General features: G+C 32.3%; 18 protein-coding genes and 1 pseudogene. 4 read left to right on the top strand and 15 right to left on the bottom strand.

Going from position 1 to position 18,131, the window contains the following annotated elements; all coding sequences use genetic code 11:
• The first annotated feature begins 123 nt into the window (after nt 1-123).
• Both ACVWY7_RS11630 and ACVWY7_RS11625 read left to right on the top strand, forming a co-directional pair.
• A complete protein-coding gene (locus ACVWY7_RS11630) occupies nt 124-381 on the top strand; it encodes a hypothetical protein (RefSeq protein ID WP_000173566.1) in 258 nt (85 codons plus the stop codon).
• Nucleotides 382-472: 91 nt separating this feature from the next.
• Nucleotides 473-652 (top strand): hypothetical protein, encoded by a 180-nt coding sequence (locus ACVWY7_RS11625; RefSeq protein ID WP_000026323.1) that lies wholly within the window; start codon nt 473-475, stop codon nt 650-652.
• 120 nt (nt 653-772) lie between these two features.
• Here the strand turns inward: ACVWY7_RS11625 and ACVWY7_RS11620 are convergent, their stop codons facing one another.
• The 9 genes and pseudogenes from ACVWY7_RS11620 to ACVWY7_RS11580 form a co-directional block, all read right to left on the bottom strand.
• A complete protein-coding gene (locus tag ACVWY7_RS11620; protein WP_001982402.1) occupies nt 773-1,435 on the bottom strand; it encodes a protein kinase family protein in 663 nt (220 codons plus the stop codon).
• Entirely contained in the window at nt 1,432-1,593 is a 162-nt protein-coding gene (locus ACVWY7_RS11615; RefSeq protein WP_001059004.1) for a hypothetical protein, read from the bottom strand. The genes ACVWY7_RS11620 and ACVWY7_RS11615 overlap by 4 nt, the downstream gene beginning before the upstream one ends.
• Nucleotides 1,594-1,743: 150 nt before the next feature.
• On the bottom strand, nt 1,744-2,181 hold the full coding sequence (locus ACVWY7_RS11610) for an NUDIX hydrolase (RefSeq protein WP_062921314.1): 438 nt from the start codon (nt 2,179-2,181) through the stop codon (nt 1,744-1,746).
• Nucleotides 2,182-2,383: 202 nt separating this feature from the next.
• Nucleotides 2,384-3,499, bottom strand: coding sequence for an NAD(P)/FAD-dependent oxidoreductase (locus ACVWY7_RS11605; RefSeq protein WP_431174555.1), 1,116 nt, complete (start codon nt 3,497-3,499; stop codon nt 2,384-2,386).
• A 125-nt stretch (nt 3,500-3,624) separates the two neighbouring features.
• Nucleotides 3,625-4,278, bottom strand: a complete 654-nt coding sequence (locus tag ACVWY7_RS11600) for a YdeI/OmpD-associated family protein (protein WP_000022227.1) — start codon at nt 4,276-4,278, stop codon at nt 3,625-3,627.
• 148 nt (nt 4,279-4,426) lie between these two features.
• Nucleotides 4,427-5,194, bottom strand: a complete 768-nt coding sequence (locus ACVWY7_RS11595) for an arylamine N-acetyltransferase family protein (RefSeq protein WP_456523806.1) — start codon at nt 5,192-5,194, stop codon at nt 4,427-4,429.
• Nucleotides 5,195-5,333: 139 nt separating this feature from the next.
• Nucleotides 5,334-5,837, bottom strand: a complete 504-nt coding sequence (locus ACVWY7_RS11590) for a MepB family protein (RefSeq protein WP_144508131.1) — start codon at nt 5,835-5,837, stop codon at nt 5,334-5,336.
• Between the two features lie 109 nt (nt 5,838-5,946).
• The gene (locus ACVWY7_RS11585) at nt 5,947-6,315 is read right to left on the bottom strand and encodes a DUF4180 domain-containing protein (protein WP_144508129.1); all 369 of its coding nucleotides are present in this window, start codon (nt 6,313-6,315) and stop codon (nt 5,947-5,949) included.
• A gap of 136 nt (nt 6,316-6,451) precedes the next feature.
• Nucleotides 6,452-7,185 (bottom strand): annotated as a pseudogene (locus ACVWY7_RS11580) (HAD family hydrolase).
• A gap of 261 nt (nt 7,186-7,446) precedes the next feature.
• On the opposite strand from ACVWY7_RS11580, the gene ACVWY7_RS11575 reads away from it, so the two are divergent.
• A complete protein-coding gene (locus ACVWY7_RS11575) occupies nt 7,447-7,983 on the top strand; it encodes a DinB family protein (RefSeq protein ID WP_001167108.1) in 537 nt (178 codons plus the stop codon).
• Between the two features lie 505 nt (nt 7,984-8,488).
• Entirely contained in the window at nt 8,489-8,821 is a 333-nt protein-coding gene (locus ACVWY7_RS11570) for a DUF1904 family protein (protein WP_001120955.1), read from the top strand.
• A gap of 443 nt (nt 8,822-9,264) precedes the next feature.
• Here the strand turns inward: ACVWY7_RS11570 and ACVWY7_RS11565 are convergent, their stop codons facing one another.
• The 6 genes from ACVWY7_RS11565 to ACVWY7_RS11540 all read right to left on the bottom strand — a co-directional run bounded on the left by ACVWY7_RS11565 (nt 9,265) and on the right by ACVWY7_RS11540 (nt 17,730).
• The gene (locus ACVWY7_RS11565) at nt 9,265-9,864 is read right to left on the bottom strand and encodes an undecaprenyl-diphosphatase (RefSeq protein WP_000010599.1); all 600 of its coding nucleotides are present in this window, start codon (nt 9,862-9,864) and stop codon (nt 9,265-9,267) included.
• A 423-nt stretch (nt 9,865-10,287) separates the two neighbouring features.
• Complete coding sequence (gene pulA, locus ACVWY7_RS11560; RefSeq protein ID WP_456523805.1) at nt 10,288-12,846, bottom strand: type I pullulanase; 2,559 nt, start codon at nt 12,844-12,846, stop codon at nt 10,288-10,290.
• 483 nt (nt 12,847-13,329) lie between these two features.
• Nucleotides 13,330-15,033 carry a M4 family metallopeptidase gene (locus ACVWY7_RS11555; RefSeq protein WP_002080239.1) on the bottom strand — a complete coding sequence of 568 codons (1,704 nt, stop codon included), beginning with the start codon at nt 15,031-15,033 and terminating at the stop codon, nt 13,330-13,332.
• Between the two features lie 459 nt (nt 15,034-15,492).
• A complete protein-coding gene (locus ACVWY7_RS11550) occupies nt 15,493-16,470 on the bottom strand; it encodes a DUF4179 domain-containing protein (RefSeq protein ID WP_000564181.1) in 978 nt (325 codons plus the stop codon).
• Nucleotides 16,471-17,001: an RNA polymerase sigma factor SigX gene (locus tag ACVWY7_RS11545; RefSeq protein WP_001193471.1), complete on the bottom strand. Its 531-nt coding sequence runs from the start codon at nt 16,999-17,001 to the stop codon at nt 16,471-16,473.
• Between the two features lie 249 nt (nt 17,002-17,250).
• A complete protein-coding gene (locus tag ACVWY7_RS11540; protein WP_000864419.1) occupies nt 17,251-17,730 on the bottom strand; it encodes an AraC family transcriptional regulator in 480 nt (159 codons plus the stop codon).
• Nucleotides 17,731-18,131 lie beyond the last annotated feature (401 nt).

The raw sequence follows: 18,131 nt of genomic DNA, 5'->3' as shown, positions 1-18,131 counted from the left end.
CCTTTATATTCTTTTTAATAGAAGAATATGATTAGAGTAATCTTATTAGTATCAAATAAGTCACATTCCTTTTTATTACAATTTTGTATATAATATAATTATAAATAAACTAGGGGGCTACTTATGACACTATTACTACAAATCATCTTACCACTTATAGTTGCACTATATTTATTTACCCTCTATCGTAATACAGCTATTGGAAAAGCCGCTTTTCTTTTAGCAGTCATTATTGGGATTTATGGATTAGAGAACATTTTTCAGCATGCTCATCTAACAGATCATGTTATTTATCCATATTGGAGCAGTTTAAAGGCAGTTATTATCGTTTTATCAGTCGTATTTCTATTTAAAAAAGGTGGTTTAACAGGAGAAACCTGATTTGTAATACTGTACATATTTTCTAGTTAAATTGCTTCCATTTTACAAAATAAGAAATGCTTATGTAAAAACAAAAAGGAAGGTGTTACATATGTCCATAAATATTATCTCGATAGTATCTATAATAATTTGGATTGTGTTGATTACAGAACTGATAAAACCTTCAAAAGAACAGAATGGACGAAAAATAGTAATGTTATTAACTACTGGTTGTGCATCAACATTTATTTTAACAGTTTCATTTATTCAAAATATCTCGTTTTGGAATTGATAGTGATCTAACTAATAAAAATATGTATACATAAAAAGATTAGGACCGTACATATTAGACATATCTAAAATGTACGGTCCTTTTGTTTGCTATTGGTTCAGTTATTAGTATGTAATCCTTTTACAATTTGAATTTCTTTTTAAGCTTCTTATATTTTCTATACGAACGTCTAACAATGTTTAACATAAAATACGGTATTTTAACAGGGAAAGGAAAGTTATAAATGAAAGGCAAATAAAATGTAAAATATGCCTTTTCTAAATCTTTCCACTTACTATCTTCTTTTGTTTTTAAGAAATCAGATACATCGACTACATATCCCCTTCCTTTTTCCATCATCACATTTTTCCCGTGAACATCACAGGGGGTTAATCCTTGTTCTCTTGCATACTCTAAAGCTTTATTGATATCAAGGATCACCTGCTTAGGAATTTTAATCCCTTTATGAACAGCATCGTATAAGGTAATTTCTTTTAAACGTTTCAATACTATGAAATTTTCCCCTTTATAAATAAGCTTTGAATAAGAAGGATGATTTCCGATTCTGCGGTATACTTCTGACTCTTTTTCAATTCCTTCTCCTTCTCGTGCATAAACTTTCACTACCCAATCTTTGTATTCTTTGTGCATGAATACTGCGGCATAATTACCTTTCCCTAAACACTTCCAAAGTCTAGGAATATCTTTAACTACTACAGGCTCGGATTCATCCTCGCTTCTTATGCTTACCTCTTTTAATAATTCATTCTTTATCAATCCCACAAAACAATTTATACTCATCATTTCCACTCCGGTTTTGCTAAAAGTGGGCCTGCCCACATTTTAACGAAAATATACACTAAGCGAATTTTAGCATAAAACGGGTCATCTTTCTTCTTAAAATAAAAAATGACTCGTTCTATTTGAACTGTTGAATACTTAATATGTATTCCGTTATTCATAGTCAACAACCGTGCAACATAAAAATATTTCTAACTATTTTCATTTTTCCAGAGGCAACTGTATAGAAAAAAACTTGCTACATATGAAGAACAGCATGTTTTTTTAATTGTTCAATTCTTATTCCACTAACATCTTTGCTAATACTTTTACTATTTTAATAGTCTTTTGTTTAATTCCCACAATGCTGTTTTGTTGCTATCCCATTTCAAAAACTTTACTGCCTCCTCAAAGCATAACCATTTATAATGTAAGTGTTCTTTAGATAATGAGATGTTTTTGGTAGGTACTTTAACTCCAAAAGAAAATTCTTTTATTACATAAACCTCATCTCCCCAAAGGAATCCTCCGACTACATCCTCTACTGGTAGTGAAGACACAGAATCTAATTGTATATATGGACATTCTCTTGAAATACCAGCTTCTTCAAATGCTTCCCGTTTTGCTGATTCAATAGGAATTTCACCATCTTCCCCACCACCAGCTATTCCTTGCCAATAACCATAATCACTTCGGTTGAAAATCGCATATTGAATAGAATCGTCAGTTTTTATATAAGGAAATATTAATACTTGATATGGTGCTCTCATTACTTAAACTCCTCTCAAAAAAAGCTTTAAATAAATAGAAATAAAGAGCAAACATCACAATTCTACATTAATAATGCAAGTTTATGGTGTCGGCTCTTTATTTTTAAAAAATTTTATTTTTCATAAACAGTCTTACTCTTAACGGAGAAAAAACTGCTTATTTCCTTCGAATTTGCTTAGCGTGTTTTTTTCATACCCGATATTATTCAATTGCGCCCGCAACGTCATAATCATTTAAATCTAACTCAATTGGTTGTCCCAGCGCTAATTTAGCAAGTTCTGAACCTAAATATGGACCTGCAGTTAAACCTGAAGCACCTAATCCGTTCGCAACGAGAATGCCTTCAAAGTTAGGAAGTGATCCAATAACAGGTAAGAATCCTGGCGTGAATGGTCTGAATCCAACTCTCGTTTCAAGCATAGTAGCATTTTCTAAGCCAGGTGCAACTGTTATTGCTTTATGGAATACTTCATGTAAACCACCAGCCGTTACACGATGATCGAAACCAGTATCATTCTCATGTGTTGCACCAATTACGACATGGCCATTATCAAATGTTAAAATGTATTGATCATTTGGCGGCATAACAACTGGCATATTTTCTGTTGCTGTATTTTCCATTTGCAGGTGAACAATTTGTCCTTTTTGGAACGTAACTAAAAAATTAATTCCTAATGGGTTTAAGATTTCGTTCGCCCATGCACCTGTCGTTACAATAACCTTTTCTGCTAAAATTGTTTCACCGTTTACTTTAACACCCGTAATATGATTACCTTCACGGACTAATACTGCATCGCCTTTTATAAAAGTTGCACCATGTTTTTTCGCAGCGCTTATTAATGCGTTGCGTAATAATCTTCCATTTACTCGTGCAGCACCACTAATATGAACACAACTATATTCTTCTGATAATGCTGGGAATAATTTTTTCGTTTCTTCAGCTGATAAACGCGTAATTTCACCAATCTCTGGTGCATCTTCACGACGCTTGTAAGCTCGCTCTTCCATTTGATCTAGTTTTTTCTCATCAGTATGTAAACTAATTGCACCTACACGGTTATAACCTGTATCCGTTTCACCGTCTTCTTCTAATTGCTGAATTAACGAAGAATAGTAACGTGCACCGCCTTTAACGATTTTATACCATGCTTTATTACGACGTTGCGAAAGCCATGGACAGACAATACCTGCTGCTGCATCTGTTGCTTGACCTACTTGTTGACGATCCACGATAGTAACGTTCACGCCAGCCTTAGCAAGATGATAAGCAGTAGACGCTCCTAAAATTCCAGCTCCAACTACAATATACGATTTCATTTCAAACACCTTTTCTCTTTTGCTAATTATTTAAATATAAGAACATACTTTAGTATACTGAAAGGAATCCTTTTTACAATGTGCCAAGCTCAATTAATTGTTGCATCATTGTGAATTACCTAGTTTTACTTTTTCTTTTTACGAAATAATTCAATTGTTTTATATCCTTGTGAAAGAATTTCAATCATTTTCTCAAGACGTTTTTCACGTGTTTTTTCTTGTTTTACAGAAAATAAATTACGTGCCCAATCTTTTTGATATCCAGGTGTTAAACTTTGATAAAACTTAAGTTCATTTGGATGATTTGCTAGCAATGCTTCGACATCTTGAATTCGATCTGCATAATCAGCTACACATTGGCTCATTGCGGGCGTTTTCGTCGCCTTTTTCTTCTCACGCTTTAAACCTACAACGGTAAAGATGTCATCCATACTTACCATTCGAGCAAATTTAATTTCGCTTTCGCCCACATATCCATCTTCTCCAACGTTTAATGCTGGAAACATCTCATCACGGTGAATAAAAGTACTGTAACGAGAATTACCCTTTTTCGGATATGCGAAGAATATGTATCCTTTTTCAATTAGTAATTCTTCATTACTAATAATAAAATTTGTTTGTTTTACCATTTCATCTAGTGTTTCTACAAAAATAAAAATAGCATCGTGTTCTTTTGAAAATGCAGTTTCTTTCCCGGTAAAAATGTCATAATCACTTGGTTCATTAATTACGACCATATTTGTATACTTATTAAGCTTTAATTTATCGATTATTGACATAAAAATCTTCCTTTACATTTAAAATTCATTGTTTATACTTTTTTATACTGTTCTAGTGTATTATATCTATTAAGAAAATCAAACTTTAATAATTGTTTTAAATTAAAATAACCGATTCTTCATAAGAACCGGCTAGCTATTTGTTTTATCATAACTCAATAGCAAATAAAGTATATAAAAGCTCTTTATATTGATCTTCTGTAATTTCACGTTTCGCTTTTTCACCATGAATTATTTCAGTTAGACTAGTATTTGTTAAAGAGACATGGCCAGAGTCCGTCAATTTGACTGCAATTGGGCCCTTATTGAAAATAGATTTCTCATCTTCTACTACTCTTTTTTGAACATCATTCACTACTGCCTCATCAATGATACGATTATAAAAAGCATGACATACTTTCCACTCACCGTTCGTATCTTTTCTTTCTAGAACGTAATTCCCTTTACTCGTATCTTTTTGTCTCACTCGATACGTACCATTTTTAGAAGAAACAGACTCACCAGTAAAAGGTACAGGGACTAGAGGTACTAGTGAAGCAATACCTACATCAATTACGTATCGTACTTTATCATAATTTAGAATAATCGTTATATGTCCATTCTCAAGTGCCCATGCGTTTATATCATTTTTATATACGGTACCTAATGCGAGTTGTACATCATAACCACAATCTTTTAAAAAGTAATAAAAAAGCGTATTTAATTCATAACAAAGTCCGCCGCGGGATCTACTTAAAATTTTATTCTGTAAATTTTCCATAGTAATTGTATTCGTGTTACTTGCTATAACATCTAAATTCTCAAATGGTATAGTGTGTGCAAATGCAAAGAGTATAGTAGGTAATTCTTCAAACGTTACTTTATTACGTTTTTTTAGATTTAATCTTGTGAAAAGCTGATCTTGTAAACTTGTCATATTTAGCCCCCTTTAAAAATTTATAAGTTTAAATAATATATGCTGATTGTAAATTTTAAGGGGCACTGTAACAACGTACATTTCATTTAACTGTACCGGTACAAAAAGTCTAACCAACAAGATTACTTAAGATAAGAAGCTACGAATACAAATGTAATAGTTTGTCTATAGGTAAATTATTATGATCGCTTAAATCAACAAAATACTGAAGTTGCCACATTTGGCTCTTTTTAGCTTGGTTGCTGACAGGGTTATCCCATATCGGATAAATCCTCATAGCCATCTTGCCTTTTTGATTTTGTGTTCTCAAGATTTTTTCTTTAAGAAGAATATCTTTAGGGAAAATAAATTGTCCTAGTTTGTTATCATCTATACAAGTAATAACTAATAAGTCAGGAGCAGCGTCATAAGAGAATGCTTGATTTTGCATATCGTCATCTTTCTCCCAAAAAGAAACAAATTGACCAATTTTATTAGGAGTAATTTTTGATTTTCTAAAACGAATGGTTTTGTTATTTAAGTGAAATAAACATCCTGCATATTCTGCGTTTTGCTGTTCTTCTTTCAGATTCGTAATCATTAAATTGTTAGGTTTGTAAACTATATTGTTTAAATGTCGGATCGTATCATTAAAATTGTTCAAAAAAACTCCCCCTTTATTCATCTCTTAGTTTACCACAAACATTAGTTCTTCTATATCGTATATAATCATGAACTAATTGAAATGGGGGGAATTTAGCAGGATATAATTATTACTTTAATGTACTTAGTTTATCAATTGCTTGTTGTTCAGTTGCTAAGTAAAAAATATCATTCCCTTTATTACATTCATAAATAAAATCCTTTAAGCTTTTACTAGTATACATAGAGAAATCTCCAACAATAGCAAATTTCACCTTGTAGTTTATAAACTTTTGAAGAATATCGCCCGCAAGCTGTGTTTTTAGATCAAAGAAATCTTCACTTATTAAAGATTTATGGATAATAATATGCTTCGCATCTACCTCATATTGAACAGTTGCCATAGTATCTAATGCAGATTGAACATCGGATATTAATACCTTATCATTTCTAATGACCGCAATATTGATTCCATCGATTACTACTTTCTTTATTTCCATAGTCTCACCCCTTTATAATTTACACAGTATAAGTAAAATTGTTTTACAAAACTTCGTATTAATCATAGATTAAATTAGCCGCAGCTATTAAAATCGCCTCTATTTTTTATTACTAATACGGTCAATGAAATTAATTTTACTTGTTAAAAAAATATTGTGGCGTAACGTAACTTAACAAGCTATCCAAAGTGTTAATCTCAGCATATGGTTGTATTTTGGTAGTATTCTTGATTTTCTGAGGGTTAAACCACACACCTTTTATATTTGCATTTTGAGGACCAGCAATATCCTTTTCTAAGTCATCCCCAACAAATAAAGTATTTTCCGGCTGTACATTTAGCTTATTTAATGCTAGTTCGAATATACGTTTATCCGGTTTACTAAATCCCACTTCTTCAGAAATATACGTTTATCCGGTTTACTAAATCCCACTTCTTCAGAAATAATGATCGTATCAAAGTAATTGTTTAAATTTGTGTTAATTATTTTAGCCTTTTACCTCTGCGTTGAGCCATTTGTTATAATTCCAACTTCAAAGTGCTTCTTTATATGATTTAAGAAATGGATAGTATTCTGGTCTATTGAAAAACATTTTGGGAAGTTTTCATTCCAAAAATCTTGGATATAATTGCGTGGCAATCTATACTTCGGCGGGAATTCATCAAACAATGATTCTAAAACTATCGTTTTTTCACTCATGCCGTATTCTCTTTTATCATATTCTTTGAATTTCCGTAGCATATTGTTTTTGATTGTATCACTAACATCCTCATAACACTTTTCAAAAAGTAATAAAAACAGATTATCTACTGCTTTATCCCTATTAAGTAACGTATCATCTAAATCAAACAGCATAGCTTTATAACCCATCAAATAACTTCACAACCTTTCTATATTTCCTAGTTATCATCAAAAGTAATCAAAACACAATTCATGTCAAAGAACTCGTAATAGAATGATATTCTAAGAGTTAAATTAAAAATCCTTTTTCAGTTTGTTAAATGATGTAAAAGTATATGATTTCGACTAAGGTAGTATATGATTTTTTATTTTAATTTCGAACTTTCAGATTAATCCGAACCCCTTTTATGATAAGCTGTACTTAAAGATTAAATATAAAGGATGATTCGTATGCAAATTAGACCAAAGGCAAGTGAATATAACTCCTATTATGCAACGTATATTAACTTAGTATCAGACGGAAATATCATACAAATTTTAGAACAACAAATAGAGGAAACGAATCTTTTATTAAAAGAGATTTCTGATAGTGAAGGACTTTTTCGATATGCTCCTACTAAATGGAGTATAAAAGAAGTAATTGGTCATATAGCGGATACAGAACGTATTATGGCGTATCGTTTGTTATCTATTGCTCGAGGCGAGACAGCGGAACTTCCAGGCTATAACGATGATATGTATGTTCTTAAAGCTGCTTTTGATAAACAATCTATGCAAGATCTTCTTGATAATTTAATAGTTGTTCGCCAATCTACTGTGAATTTACTGAAAAGCTTAGATAAAGACACTTGGTTACAAAAAGGAAATGCGAACAAATCTGAAGTTACAGTTCGTGCATTAGCATACATCATAGCTGGGCATGAGCTTCATCATCTACAAATTATAAAAGAACGTTATCTAGGTTCTAATGCATATCCAGTAAGGTAATACTTGAAGAAAAAGAGTCCCATTTATGTAGGACTCTTTTTCACTATTTATAAAATTTACCATATCTGATGCAAACTAGCCCTAATAAGGGTACCGTCACTTGTCCACCAACTTAAGAATTCAGAATTACCCCAAAACGAAAAAATACACTTTTTGTTACAAGTTAACACAAAATTTCGTTCTGGTGGTACTAAAGAATTTAGCTTGATAGTGATCGGGTAGCGGCAGGATTTTACGCTTTTACAACGTTAAGGATAAAAAGTCTTGTGTATCAATGTTTTTTTGTTCGTTCCAATAGAGTAAAGCCTATTGAGACAAGGCTAATATAACATGGAATAACACTTTTGAATGTCTCATATGACTTATTTCAAAATTTAATCCGCATTTTCGGGACGGGCCCCCATTCTTAAGAATGTCATTGAAATGTATCAATAGATTCTAGTGCAGCAAAATAAATTGTGCTATGATGTGAACAAATATAAAGCTATCTAACGGAGGGATTCACATGCCGCATGTTGTATTTCGTGGAATTACTACTGAACAATTAAAACACATAAGCAAACCATTAGTAGAAGAGCTCGCAGAAATTTGTGAGTGTGGTACGGATAATTTCACGTTGGAACTACCAAGTTCTACGTTTGTATTTAATGGAGAAGAAATAGAAGCGTTTCCTCTTATTGAAGTAAAATGGTTCGAGCGTGGACAGGAAATTCGTGATCGATTTGCCAAGGCCATTACTACATATGTAATGGATTTTGGACTTTCAGAAGTAGAGGTTGTTTTTACGGTTTTCACAGAATCAGCGTATTATATTAACGGGAAGCATTGTGCAAGTTAGATCAATTCGAAAGATTTTTGTAACCTTTATAAGGGGGAGAACCACATCACTATCAAGGTAATAAGACAAAATCCCCCCTAAAAAGAAAAAGGCGTTATTCTTTCTGAGAAATCATAGGAAAGGATAACGCCTTTATATCAATATGATGGTATCCTATATGATAAAATTAACATCGTTCCAAATTTATATATTGGGGTCACGCCACATGTCCATCAACTTAAGAAAATAAGTTACCCCCAAAAACGATAAAAATAAACTTCGGTGCTAACTAAATGTTTTGCGATATGGCCTTCATTGTTATCTAAATAGTAAGTAATAAGCTATTTTATTACCTAGATGTACTACCCATTCCCTTTCGTCTTCATGGATGTAAATAAGTGTATTGAATGTCTTGGCCTATTCAGCTTGTGAAGAATAGTAATGAGGATGATAAAGGATTGTACTCACAATCCTTTTGATTTGTTTTTGGATGATAAAACATGTTTCTCTACTCTTTCATATTGAGTAAGTAATTGCCTAATAAAAGATAATTTTGGTACTAACCAATACGAAAATACCGCTGAAATACATCCTATTAAAGCCCCTACTGCAATATCAAAAGGATAATGAACCCCTACCCAAATACGAGAAATCGCTACACAAAATGCAAGTATAAGCCATAGCCATCCAGCTTTTTTACGAACAAGCCAAAACGAAAAACAAATTGAAAAAAAGAGAATTGTATGGTCACTCGGAAATGAATTATCTACAGCATGGTCGACAAGTTTATTAACATCAGGCAATACTGCAAACGGTTGATAATTTAGATGGAATTTCCCTGCTATTTTCCCGATTACCTCAGCAATTACAAAAGCAACCATCGCTTGAATAACCATCATTCTACTTTTTCTGGACCCAGTAAACCAATAAGCTAAAATAATTAAAGCAAAAATATATACCATATATTCTGCCAAAAATACGATGGCCGGGTTTAGGAATGAATATTGTTTACCTAAATCATTAATTACTCGAAAAATATCAATATTGAATTGAGAAAAAGACATTTTAAATCTCTCCTTTTTAGTAAGGTGCTTTACTGAATGCCATATACTTGCATTACATGAATAGTGTTGGTTATTGTCCACCATCTAAAATATCAACCTTTTATGACACCGCTTTCTTCTTTTCCACTTTAATAAAAAAAGAAAAAGGAAAACATCGAACTTTCTTACAAACATTCGTACATTCTTACAGTTTTGTCATTTTTTCGTCACTTTGTAAATAGGTTCATCGTCTTGCCTTTTGCTATATTCATAAACTCTTATATTCACAACCACGGAAATGATAATTACATATAAAAAAGAGAAGAACCTTGGTGAGTTCTTCTCTTTTTATTTATTAAATTGTAATATAATTACAGTATGTGAAATTATATTATTTTAACTTTAAAAACGAAGTGAAAACAATCTTTCGTTCGCTTTTGGCATTTATTTAATCAGTTTCTCTGTTTTTAAAACAAATGAACTTAATGCAGGAACTTTAATTTTATTGTCATGGACAACATAAAGTGGTTTACTTCCCGCCTGCTTCCCGTCTACTAGTACTTTCCAAGGACCTTTCGATGGAAGTGTTATTTCAACAGCTTCTTTATTTGCATTGTGAGCCACCGTAAAGTATTCATTTTTATTCCCCTCTATTGTATAAGCTACAGTATTTTTCGGAGCATCAATAAATGATACATGTGTTTTTATTTGCTCTGCAGATGTCATTCGAAAAGCTGGGTACTTTTTTCGTAATTCTATTAATCCCTTCATATAATCTACTTCATTATTAAACGCTGCACGGCGCAACCAGTCCATCTGGTTAATTGAATCTGGAGATTTATAACTGTTATGATCACCATATTTCGTGCGCATAAACTCTTGTCCCGCATGTAAGAATGGAATACCTTGTGATGTTAATAAAATCGAAGAAGATAATTTATGCATTTGTTTTCGCACTTCTTCACTGTCACCTGGATTAGTCAACTCAAGTTTATCCCATAATGTATGATTATCATGCGCTTCCACATAAGTTAATACCTGCTCTGGATCTAGATAAGTCGACGAATTTGTATCGTAGTCAATGCCTGCTGTAATGCCTTTTTTAATACGGTCTTCCATGTTTTCCTTTCCATTTACAAATCCATTTTCTTTCTCTTCAAACACACTACCTTTCAATCCATCACGTATATTATCGTTAAAATGGGCAATTCCTTTCATTTTCTCCGCATTTTTTTGATTTGCTTTCAACTCAGCTGCAAGGGGTGTATTTAAATCCCAACCTTCTCCATGCAGTATAATAGAAGGATCAATTTGATTAACAGCTTTACGTATTTCATTCATCGTTTCATAATCATGAATACCCATTAAATCAAAACGGAATCCATCTAAATTGTATTCTTTTGCCCAATATGTGACGGAATCTATCATAAATTTCCTCATCATTTTTCTTTCTGAAGCCGTATCATTTCCTACTCCAGTTCCATTTGCAAATGTTCCATCTTCATTGTAACGATAATAATAACCTGAAACCAACTTATGGAAATTAGATTCAGCAGCGTTATACATATGGTTATATACTACATCCATCACCACTCGAAGATTATTATCATGTAGTGTTTGAATCATTTGTTTTAATTCAGTTATTCGAACAGTTGGCTCATATGGATTTGTAGAATAGGACCCCTCTGGAACGTTAAAGTTTTTTGGGTCATATCCCCAGTTATATTGTGGTTCGTTTACCTTCTCTTCATTTACTGAAGCATAATCAAATATCGGTAAAAGCTGAACGTGTGTAACACCAAGATCTTTCATATGATCAAGTCCCGTTTTCACACCTTCAGGCCCTTTTGTTCCTTTTTCTGTTACTCCTAAATATTTCCCTTTCTGCTTAATCCCACTTTCAGGTTGGATGGAAAGATCGCGTACATGCAATTCATAAATAATAGCATCTTCCGGATTTTTTAATTTAGGCTTTTTGTTAGTGTTCCATCTTTTCGGATTTGTTTCTTCTAAATCAACAACCGCACCTTTATCTCCATTTACAGAAGCAGCACGTGCATACGGATCAACGGCTTCTGTCCACTTATCACCAATTTTCACCTTATACGTATAATAGAGACCTTTTTGATTTCCTTTAAGTTCTGCTTTCCAGGTGCCCTTTTCACCTTGTTGCATATTTATTTCAGTACCTATTTTATCGTTCCATTTTTTATATGTAACTAACTTCGCTTCACTCGCAGTAGGGGCCCATACACGGAATTTTGTATGTTGTGGTGTATATATATTACCTAAATCGTCGCCACCGTAATAAAATAATTTATCAAACTCCTCAGTACGAATTACTTTACCGATTTCAGTATTCGTATCAGCTAAGTTTTCTATTTTAACTTTGTATGTTTGTTTTAAATCAATTTTCTGTTCCGTAATTATTTTAACCTTATTCGTAATATCTCCACTGTTTATATCATAAGGACTAATACTCTTAATTTTAATGCCTTCCATTTCAATTTTCTTTTCCTTAATATGAAACGGGACATTCGTCGTTACAGTAATTTCATGGAAACTATCAATAGTTGCTTTTTGAATTGAGAGATCCGATGACGGCTTAGAATTATACACTTTTTCATCACCCGAAAGAATCCATACTTCAGCACGACCGTCTTTTATATTTTCAATCCAACGATCCCCACCATCTTTTTCCCACTCATTTGTACGAATGATAAATCCTAAACGGTTATAATCACCATCTATATTAATCTTTACGTACTTTCCAAATTCATCTTCACCAGTAAATTCATATGATTTTCCATTTGAATTTTCTCCCCATATCCAAAGGTTCCAGTCTTTTGTATTTCCAGACTGCTCTTTGTAATGAATGATAACTTCAGTTGTTTTCGAATTTGAAACTGCCTTCACATTCTGAAAGGAGAAAACAGATGATAACATAACGATTAAAGTAAGTAATAAAACTGTTTTGTTAATTAATCTTTTTGTAATTTGCACTACATACACCCTTTCTTTAAATAGTACGAACGATTTATTATGCCTGTACTACATTACACAATTTAAATTAATCTAGAAATCTCTTTTGCTTCACCCCCGTATTGGTTATTTTCACATATGTATTTCAATGATCTTTTCGATACGAAAACGTTTGCATTAATGTTTAAAAAAATAGTTTATTTATGTCTTCATATATTTGTAAATACGAAAAGATCAGGGAAATTATTTTAAAGCAACCGTTTGTTATCGCTTTCATTTTATAGCACTTTCCATCAAGAGGTCAATATATTATTAATTTTCTGTTTTTATATACTATAAACCTTAAATCTTTGTCGCAACTTCTTAAAGGTAGAGTGCCTAATTATTGCTTAGTAAGTTTATTTTTCAAATACATTGGTATGAAAAAAACAGCTAATATCCTTAAAAGGACATTAGCTGTTTTTCATAATGTAATAATATACGAATGATACCTATATTTCTAACTTACTTAATTTTTGCTGCATCAAATGCCTTTTGTACCGCTTGAACTTCAGCTGAATTCGCACCATATTTATTAGTCGCCACTCGAATACATGCTGATCTCAATTCTTTGAAATTAGAAGTCATGTTTAACTCATCTGTATTGGCGTAATAGAAGATATCAAACATTTTATCTTCACCAATTCCTTTAACAGTTACACCGTTATGAGTTCCGCCTTTTGCAATGAGATACGCAACTTTATTAATAATGCTTGAATTAAAGTGAACGCCACCTTGATCCCATCCGTTAAAATCATTAAATTCACTGTAATCATCTGGATAAGGTACTCCAAGTGAAGATGGAACAGAAGCTGGGTTTTCCATATCACGGAAGACAGATCCAGTTTGTTCTCCCATCGTCCAGTTAAAGCTTCCATTATTTACGTATTTCTCAATAGATGTTCCCATAATATCAGATAGTGCCTCATTAATCGCACCAGATTCACCGTAATATTCAAGATTAGATTCACTAGAAGTAACAGCATGTGTAAATTCATGCCCAGCTACGTCATATGCTTTGACGATAGGATCTCCATATACAAGCATACTACCATTATTAGCACTTAACGCATTCTGCCAATTTTTCGGATCATTCGTATCTCCAGAATCCCAAGCATGTACAACTGAAACTACCTTTTGTCCCTGATTATCAAAGCTATTACGATTGTATTTATCTTTATAAAAATCAAAAACTTTTGTTGCTAAGTAATGAGCACTTACTGCTTTTGGATCGTTAAATGTTGTTGAAGTACTAGTTGCTAATGTACCAGGATAATAGCTTTCTTCTTTAGTAATATCTCTGTAATTCACATCATATGTTTCAATCCCTTGCCCTCTTGTATAATCAGCCAGAGCAAATTTGCCATTACTTTGTTTAGAGATACCAAATGAACGAGAAATACCTAAATCATCTTTTCCAGTGCCCGTTAATGATGTAAGACTGCTTTTTTTACTTTTCTTTAAGGCTCCAACTAGTTTTTCACTTGCTTTTAAGTTAGATTCTTGTACCATATTTTTTAACATATCACCATTTTGTGCATTTATTAAATAAGTTCCGGAAACATAGTTTGGTGTTGCAGCTTCAAATGTAACCTGGTATGCATTACTAGCTTGTCCGTTATTTTCATCAACAAAAATAACTTCTTTAACTTCTGGCTCAGAAATAAAATTGATGTCGTTCCCGTACTTCGTATAAATATATTGTGTTGCTTCATCTTTTGATAGATTGATAGGTTTTTTCAATTCTTCTTGTTTTAAATTTTGCGCACTATCACCTGAAACACTTTTAATAACACCGCTATTATCTACGTGTGCAGTTAATTGATGGCCATATACTTCTTTCCCTTCGTATGTTTGCTGAATACGTACAAGTGTAGTCCCATCATATGAACCGCGTTTTTGAAGAACTTTATAATCTACTCCTGTTTCTCCATTGACTTGCTTTGGAGAAAGAGCTTGTTCTGTTTTCTCCTTCAGAGCATCTTTTACTACATTCTCTGGTGCCTTTTGTGACGGTTGTGTAAGTTCACCCGAACGGAACGATTCCTCCTGAATTTGAACTTGTAGTTGATCTGTTTCCTCTGCATGACCTACTCCGTATGGTGCTACTGCTGTTAAAGCTAAACCCGTTGTTAATGCTACCTTAGTTAACGTCTTTTTGTTTTTCATTTTTTCACCTCGTATAATTTTTGAAATAGAAAGCTTGTACAAAGTATACTTGCTGTTTCTGTCGAAAAAAAGGGAAAATACACAATTTATGTAACATTATGCAAAATTACATAATATAAGGACCATGATACAAATTAAGAACAACTTATATAAGTGCATGAATTTCAATAAAAAAAGAGCCCCCTAAGGCGCTCTATACATACGATTATAAATCATATATGCATTGTGTCATTTATTAGTATATGCTCGTCTCATTTAATTGTTTACTTGATAATTCTTCTGCACATTAACCATTAAAAATCTGTTATCTAATACATTGAAATTCTTCGTTACTATTTGATTAGTAAATGAAAGAGATAGTTAAGATAATGTAAGAAACAAACATGATAAAAGCAAACCAATAGATAAAGATAGCACTCGACATGTATTGTGTTATTCTTTTTTTCATACAAATTTGTTTTACTTATTAACTTTTCCAGGGTTAATTTGAAATTGCCCTTTCCAAGATCCAACTATTTTTCCTATTTTATTTATATTTACATCTAATGTTAAAGGTTGTTTAAAGGAATCTTTTCCTTCAGGACCTTCAACAAATGTAATGACACCTTCCGGTCTGTCTTTATCGCGAATGCCTACATGCTCTAGCTTTTTCCCTTCTGATAATAATTCGAATGGTAAATTGTCTTCACCTTGAATAAATGATAATTGTGAAAACATACCCTTTCCTGTTTTATATTCAGGATTTTCTTCTTGTTGTCCATTTACTTTTCCATCGCTTTTTATATCTAATCCATTTGTATCAAATTCAAATGGCATTAGAGTTCCATCGGCTTTCTCCACTCTATAATGAACAGATATACGTGCATCTGCCACATATAATTCTTTAAAATGTACAGTTATCCCTTGATCAGTTATCTTTTCATCAATAGGTATAAACTGCCCGTTCAATATACCTTCTTGTTGTACACCGTTTTCATCTTTACTTCCTTCATTCACAACCGTATCATTTAACACCACATTAGCAAAGTAAGAAGCAATATTAGTTGCTGCAACTTGAACTTGCGGAATCATAGCTATAGTAAAAATACCTATCGCAGCAACCGCCGTATACATGAAACGTTTTGATTTTTTATTCATATTTGAAAATACTCCCTGCTTCCTTTCTATCGTTTGATTTGTACTAAATACATTATTAGTATGGTTATAACTATTAAATGTTTGCCATGCTTTTTCGACATCAATATTTATTTCCGGAATCTCATGAAGCTTCTCCTCGGCTAGTGTTGAATGTTCCCATTGATTTAATTCTGTTAGCTCAATTAATAAATTTTGACACTCCTTACATTTGTCTAAGTGCTTTATAAATTGTTTTCTTTCCTCACGGGAAAGTTCACCATCAATATATGATTGAATGGATCCCATTTCATAACAAATCATTTATTTACCCTCCATTTGTTCAAAAACTTTCCGGAATTTTAGTTTAGCTCTTGCCAACATTGTTCCAATAGACGAATCGTCAATCTGAAGTACTTGCGCGATTTCTTTATATCGAAACCCTGAAAATTTCATTAATAATATTGTTCGATCTTGTTCTTTCATTTTTCGCAACACCATTTGTACTTTTGTAATTTCTTCTTTTCTAATCCATTCATCATCTAGTGACGAATCAATTTGAACTTCTTGATACTGGGTTTCTTTATCGATTCTTGCCTGATGTCTCTTTTCAGAACGAATGTAGTTATAGGCGACATAAGTAGAAGACTTTATAAGCCAAGCACGTAAATTTTCTATTGATTTCCAATCTGAATGATACAGTTGCAAAAACACCTCTTGCGCTAATTCCTCAGCAACCGTCTGTTCTTTAATGATCCATATTATTTGTTTAACAACATACGCATAGTTTTGTTTAAACAACGCTTCAAATGTTATATGTGAAACATTCCTCTCTTCACTTTTTATTGTTTGCATGTGAATAAAACCTCTCTCTCTTTTGATGCCTGCATTATAGAGAAACCAGAATGCTCATTTTTGTGACAAAAAATAATATTTTTATTATGTACTATTACGTACATTCATCATATAAACAAATATTCATATTAATTAAAGTAAACTTTTTTCTCAATAACAACATAAAACCCACTCTCAACTATTTTTAAGAGTGGGTTTAATACTATTAAAAAACAATTTTTTAATACCGCTTATAATTTATACTACTTATTATTTGTTCTTTTTTATTGGCACAAATAAATCAACCTTTAATTTTCCTTCTAGGTCTTCTGCAACATTGTTCATACAAAACTCTAAATTATCCCTATCATAATCTGCACTATATTCACTATTTGGTAACCACACTGCGTACATATATCGATACACTTCACTTAATTTATGAGGTTCATCATAGAATTGATATAGAGCGTATAGACCTCCATCTACACTTTTAAATTGCACATCCTCATGTTGTTCTTTTTCAAAGTTTTTAGGTATGGTAACGCAAGCATCATGTCGGCACATATGACTTGCAACAAGTTCAGGGTTATCTAATGAAATTCCGATAAATGATTGCTCAGGTGGATAAAGCTTATTTTCAATAGACCAGTTCAATAACTTCCCCCAATGATCTTGTGGTTCAAAGTAACTGCCCGTTCGTCTTATATATGCCACTTCTAATGATGGTAAATTTTTTATAATCACTTTCATATACATCACTCCCCTTAACAAATCTCTACTCAAATTATTTAGCCTTTATTTTCATATATTCCTTCATAAATAAAAAATACCCTGCCACTTTTATACTAAATAACATAATAGAATTCCTTTCATCGCCCTAGCAAATTTCTTGAAATACAATAATTAAAAGCATCCTTCTTTCGATTATCATTAAATAAATGTAAAAAATGCCCCTATTTATTCATTTTTCATGCGTATGTATGTACATTTGTTAATTTATTCGATATATTATGTGTATTGAATGATTACGAAAAGTTTATAGGTCGCTAAAAACACCTTATATTTTTATATCCGTGAAAACTACAAAATGTATAAAATTCCATTTGTCAAATGAATTTAATGCGGAAGGAGGTTTGTGGTTACTTCATCGG

It is taken from the genome of Bacillus sp. TE9106W (genome assembly GCF_054062215.1).
Note: the sequence above shows the minus strand (reverse complement) of the source record. Positions and strands in the feature narration are given on the sequence as shown.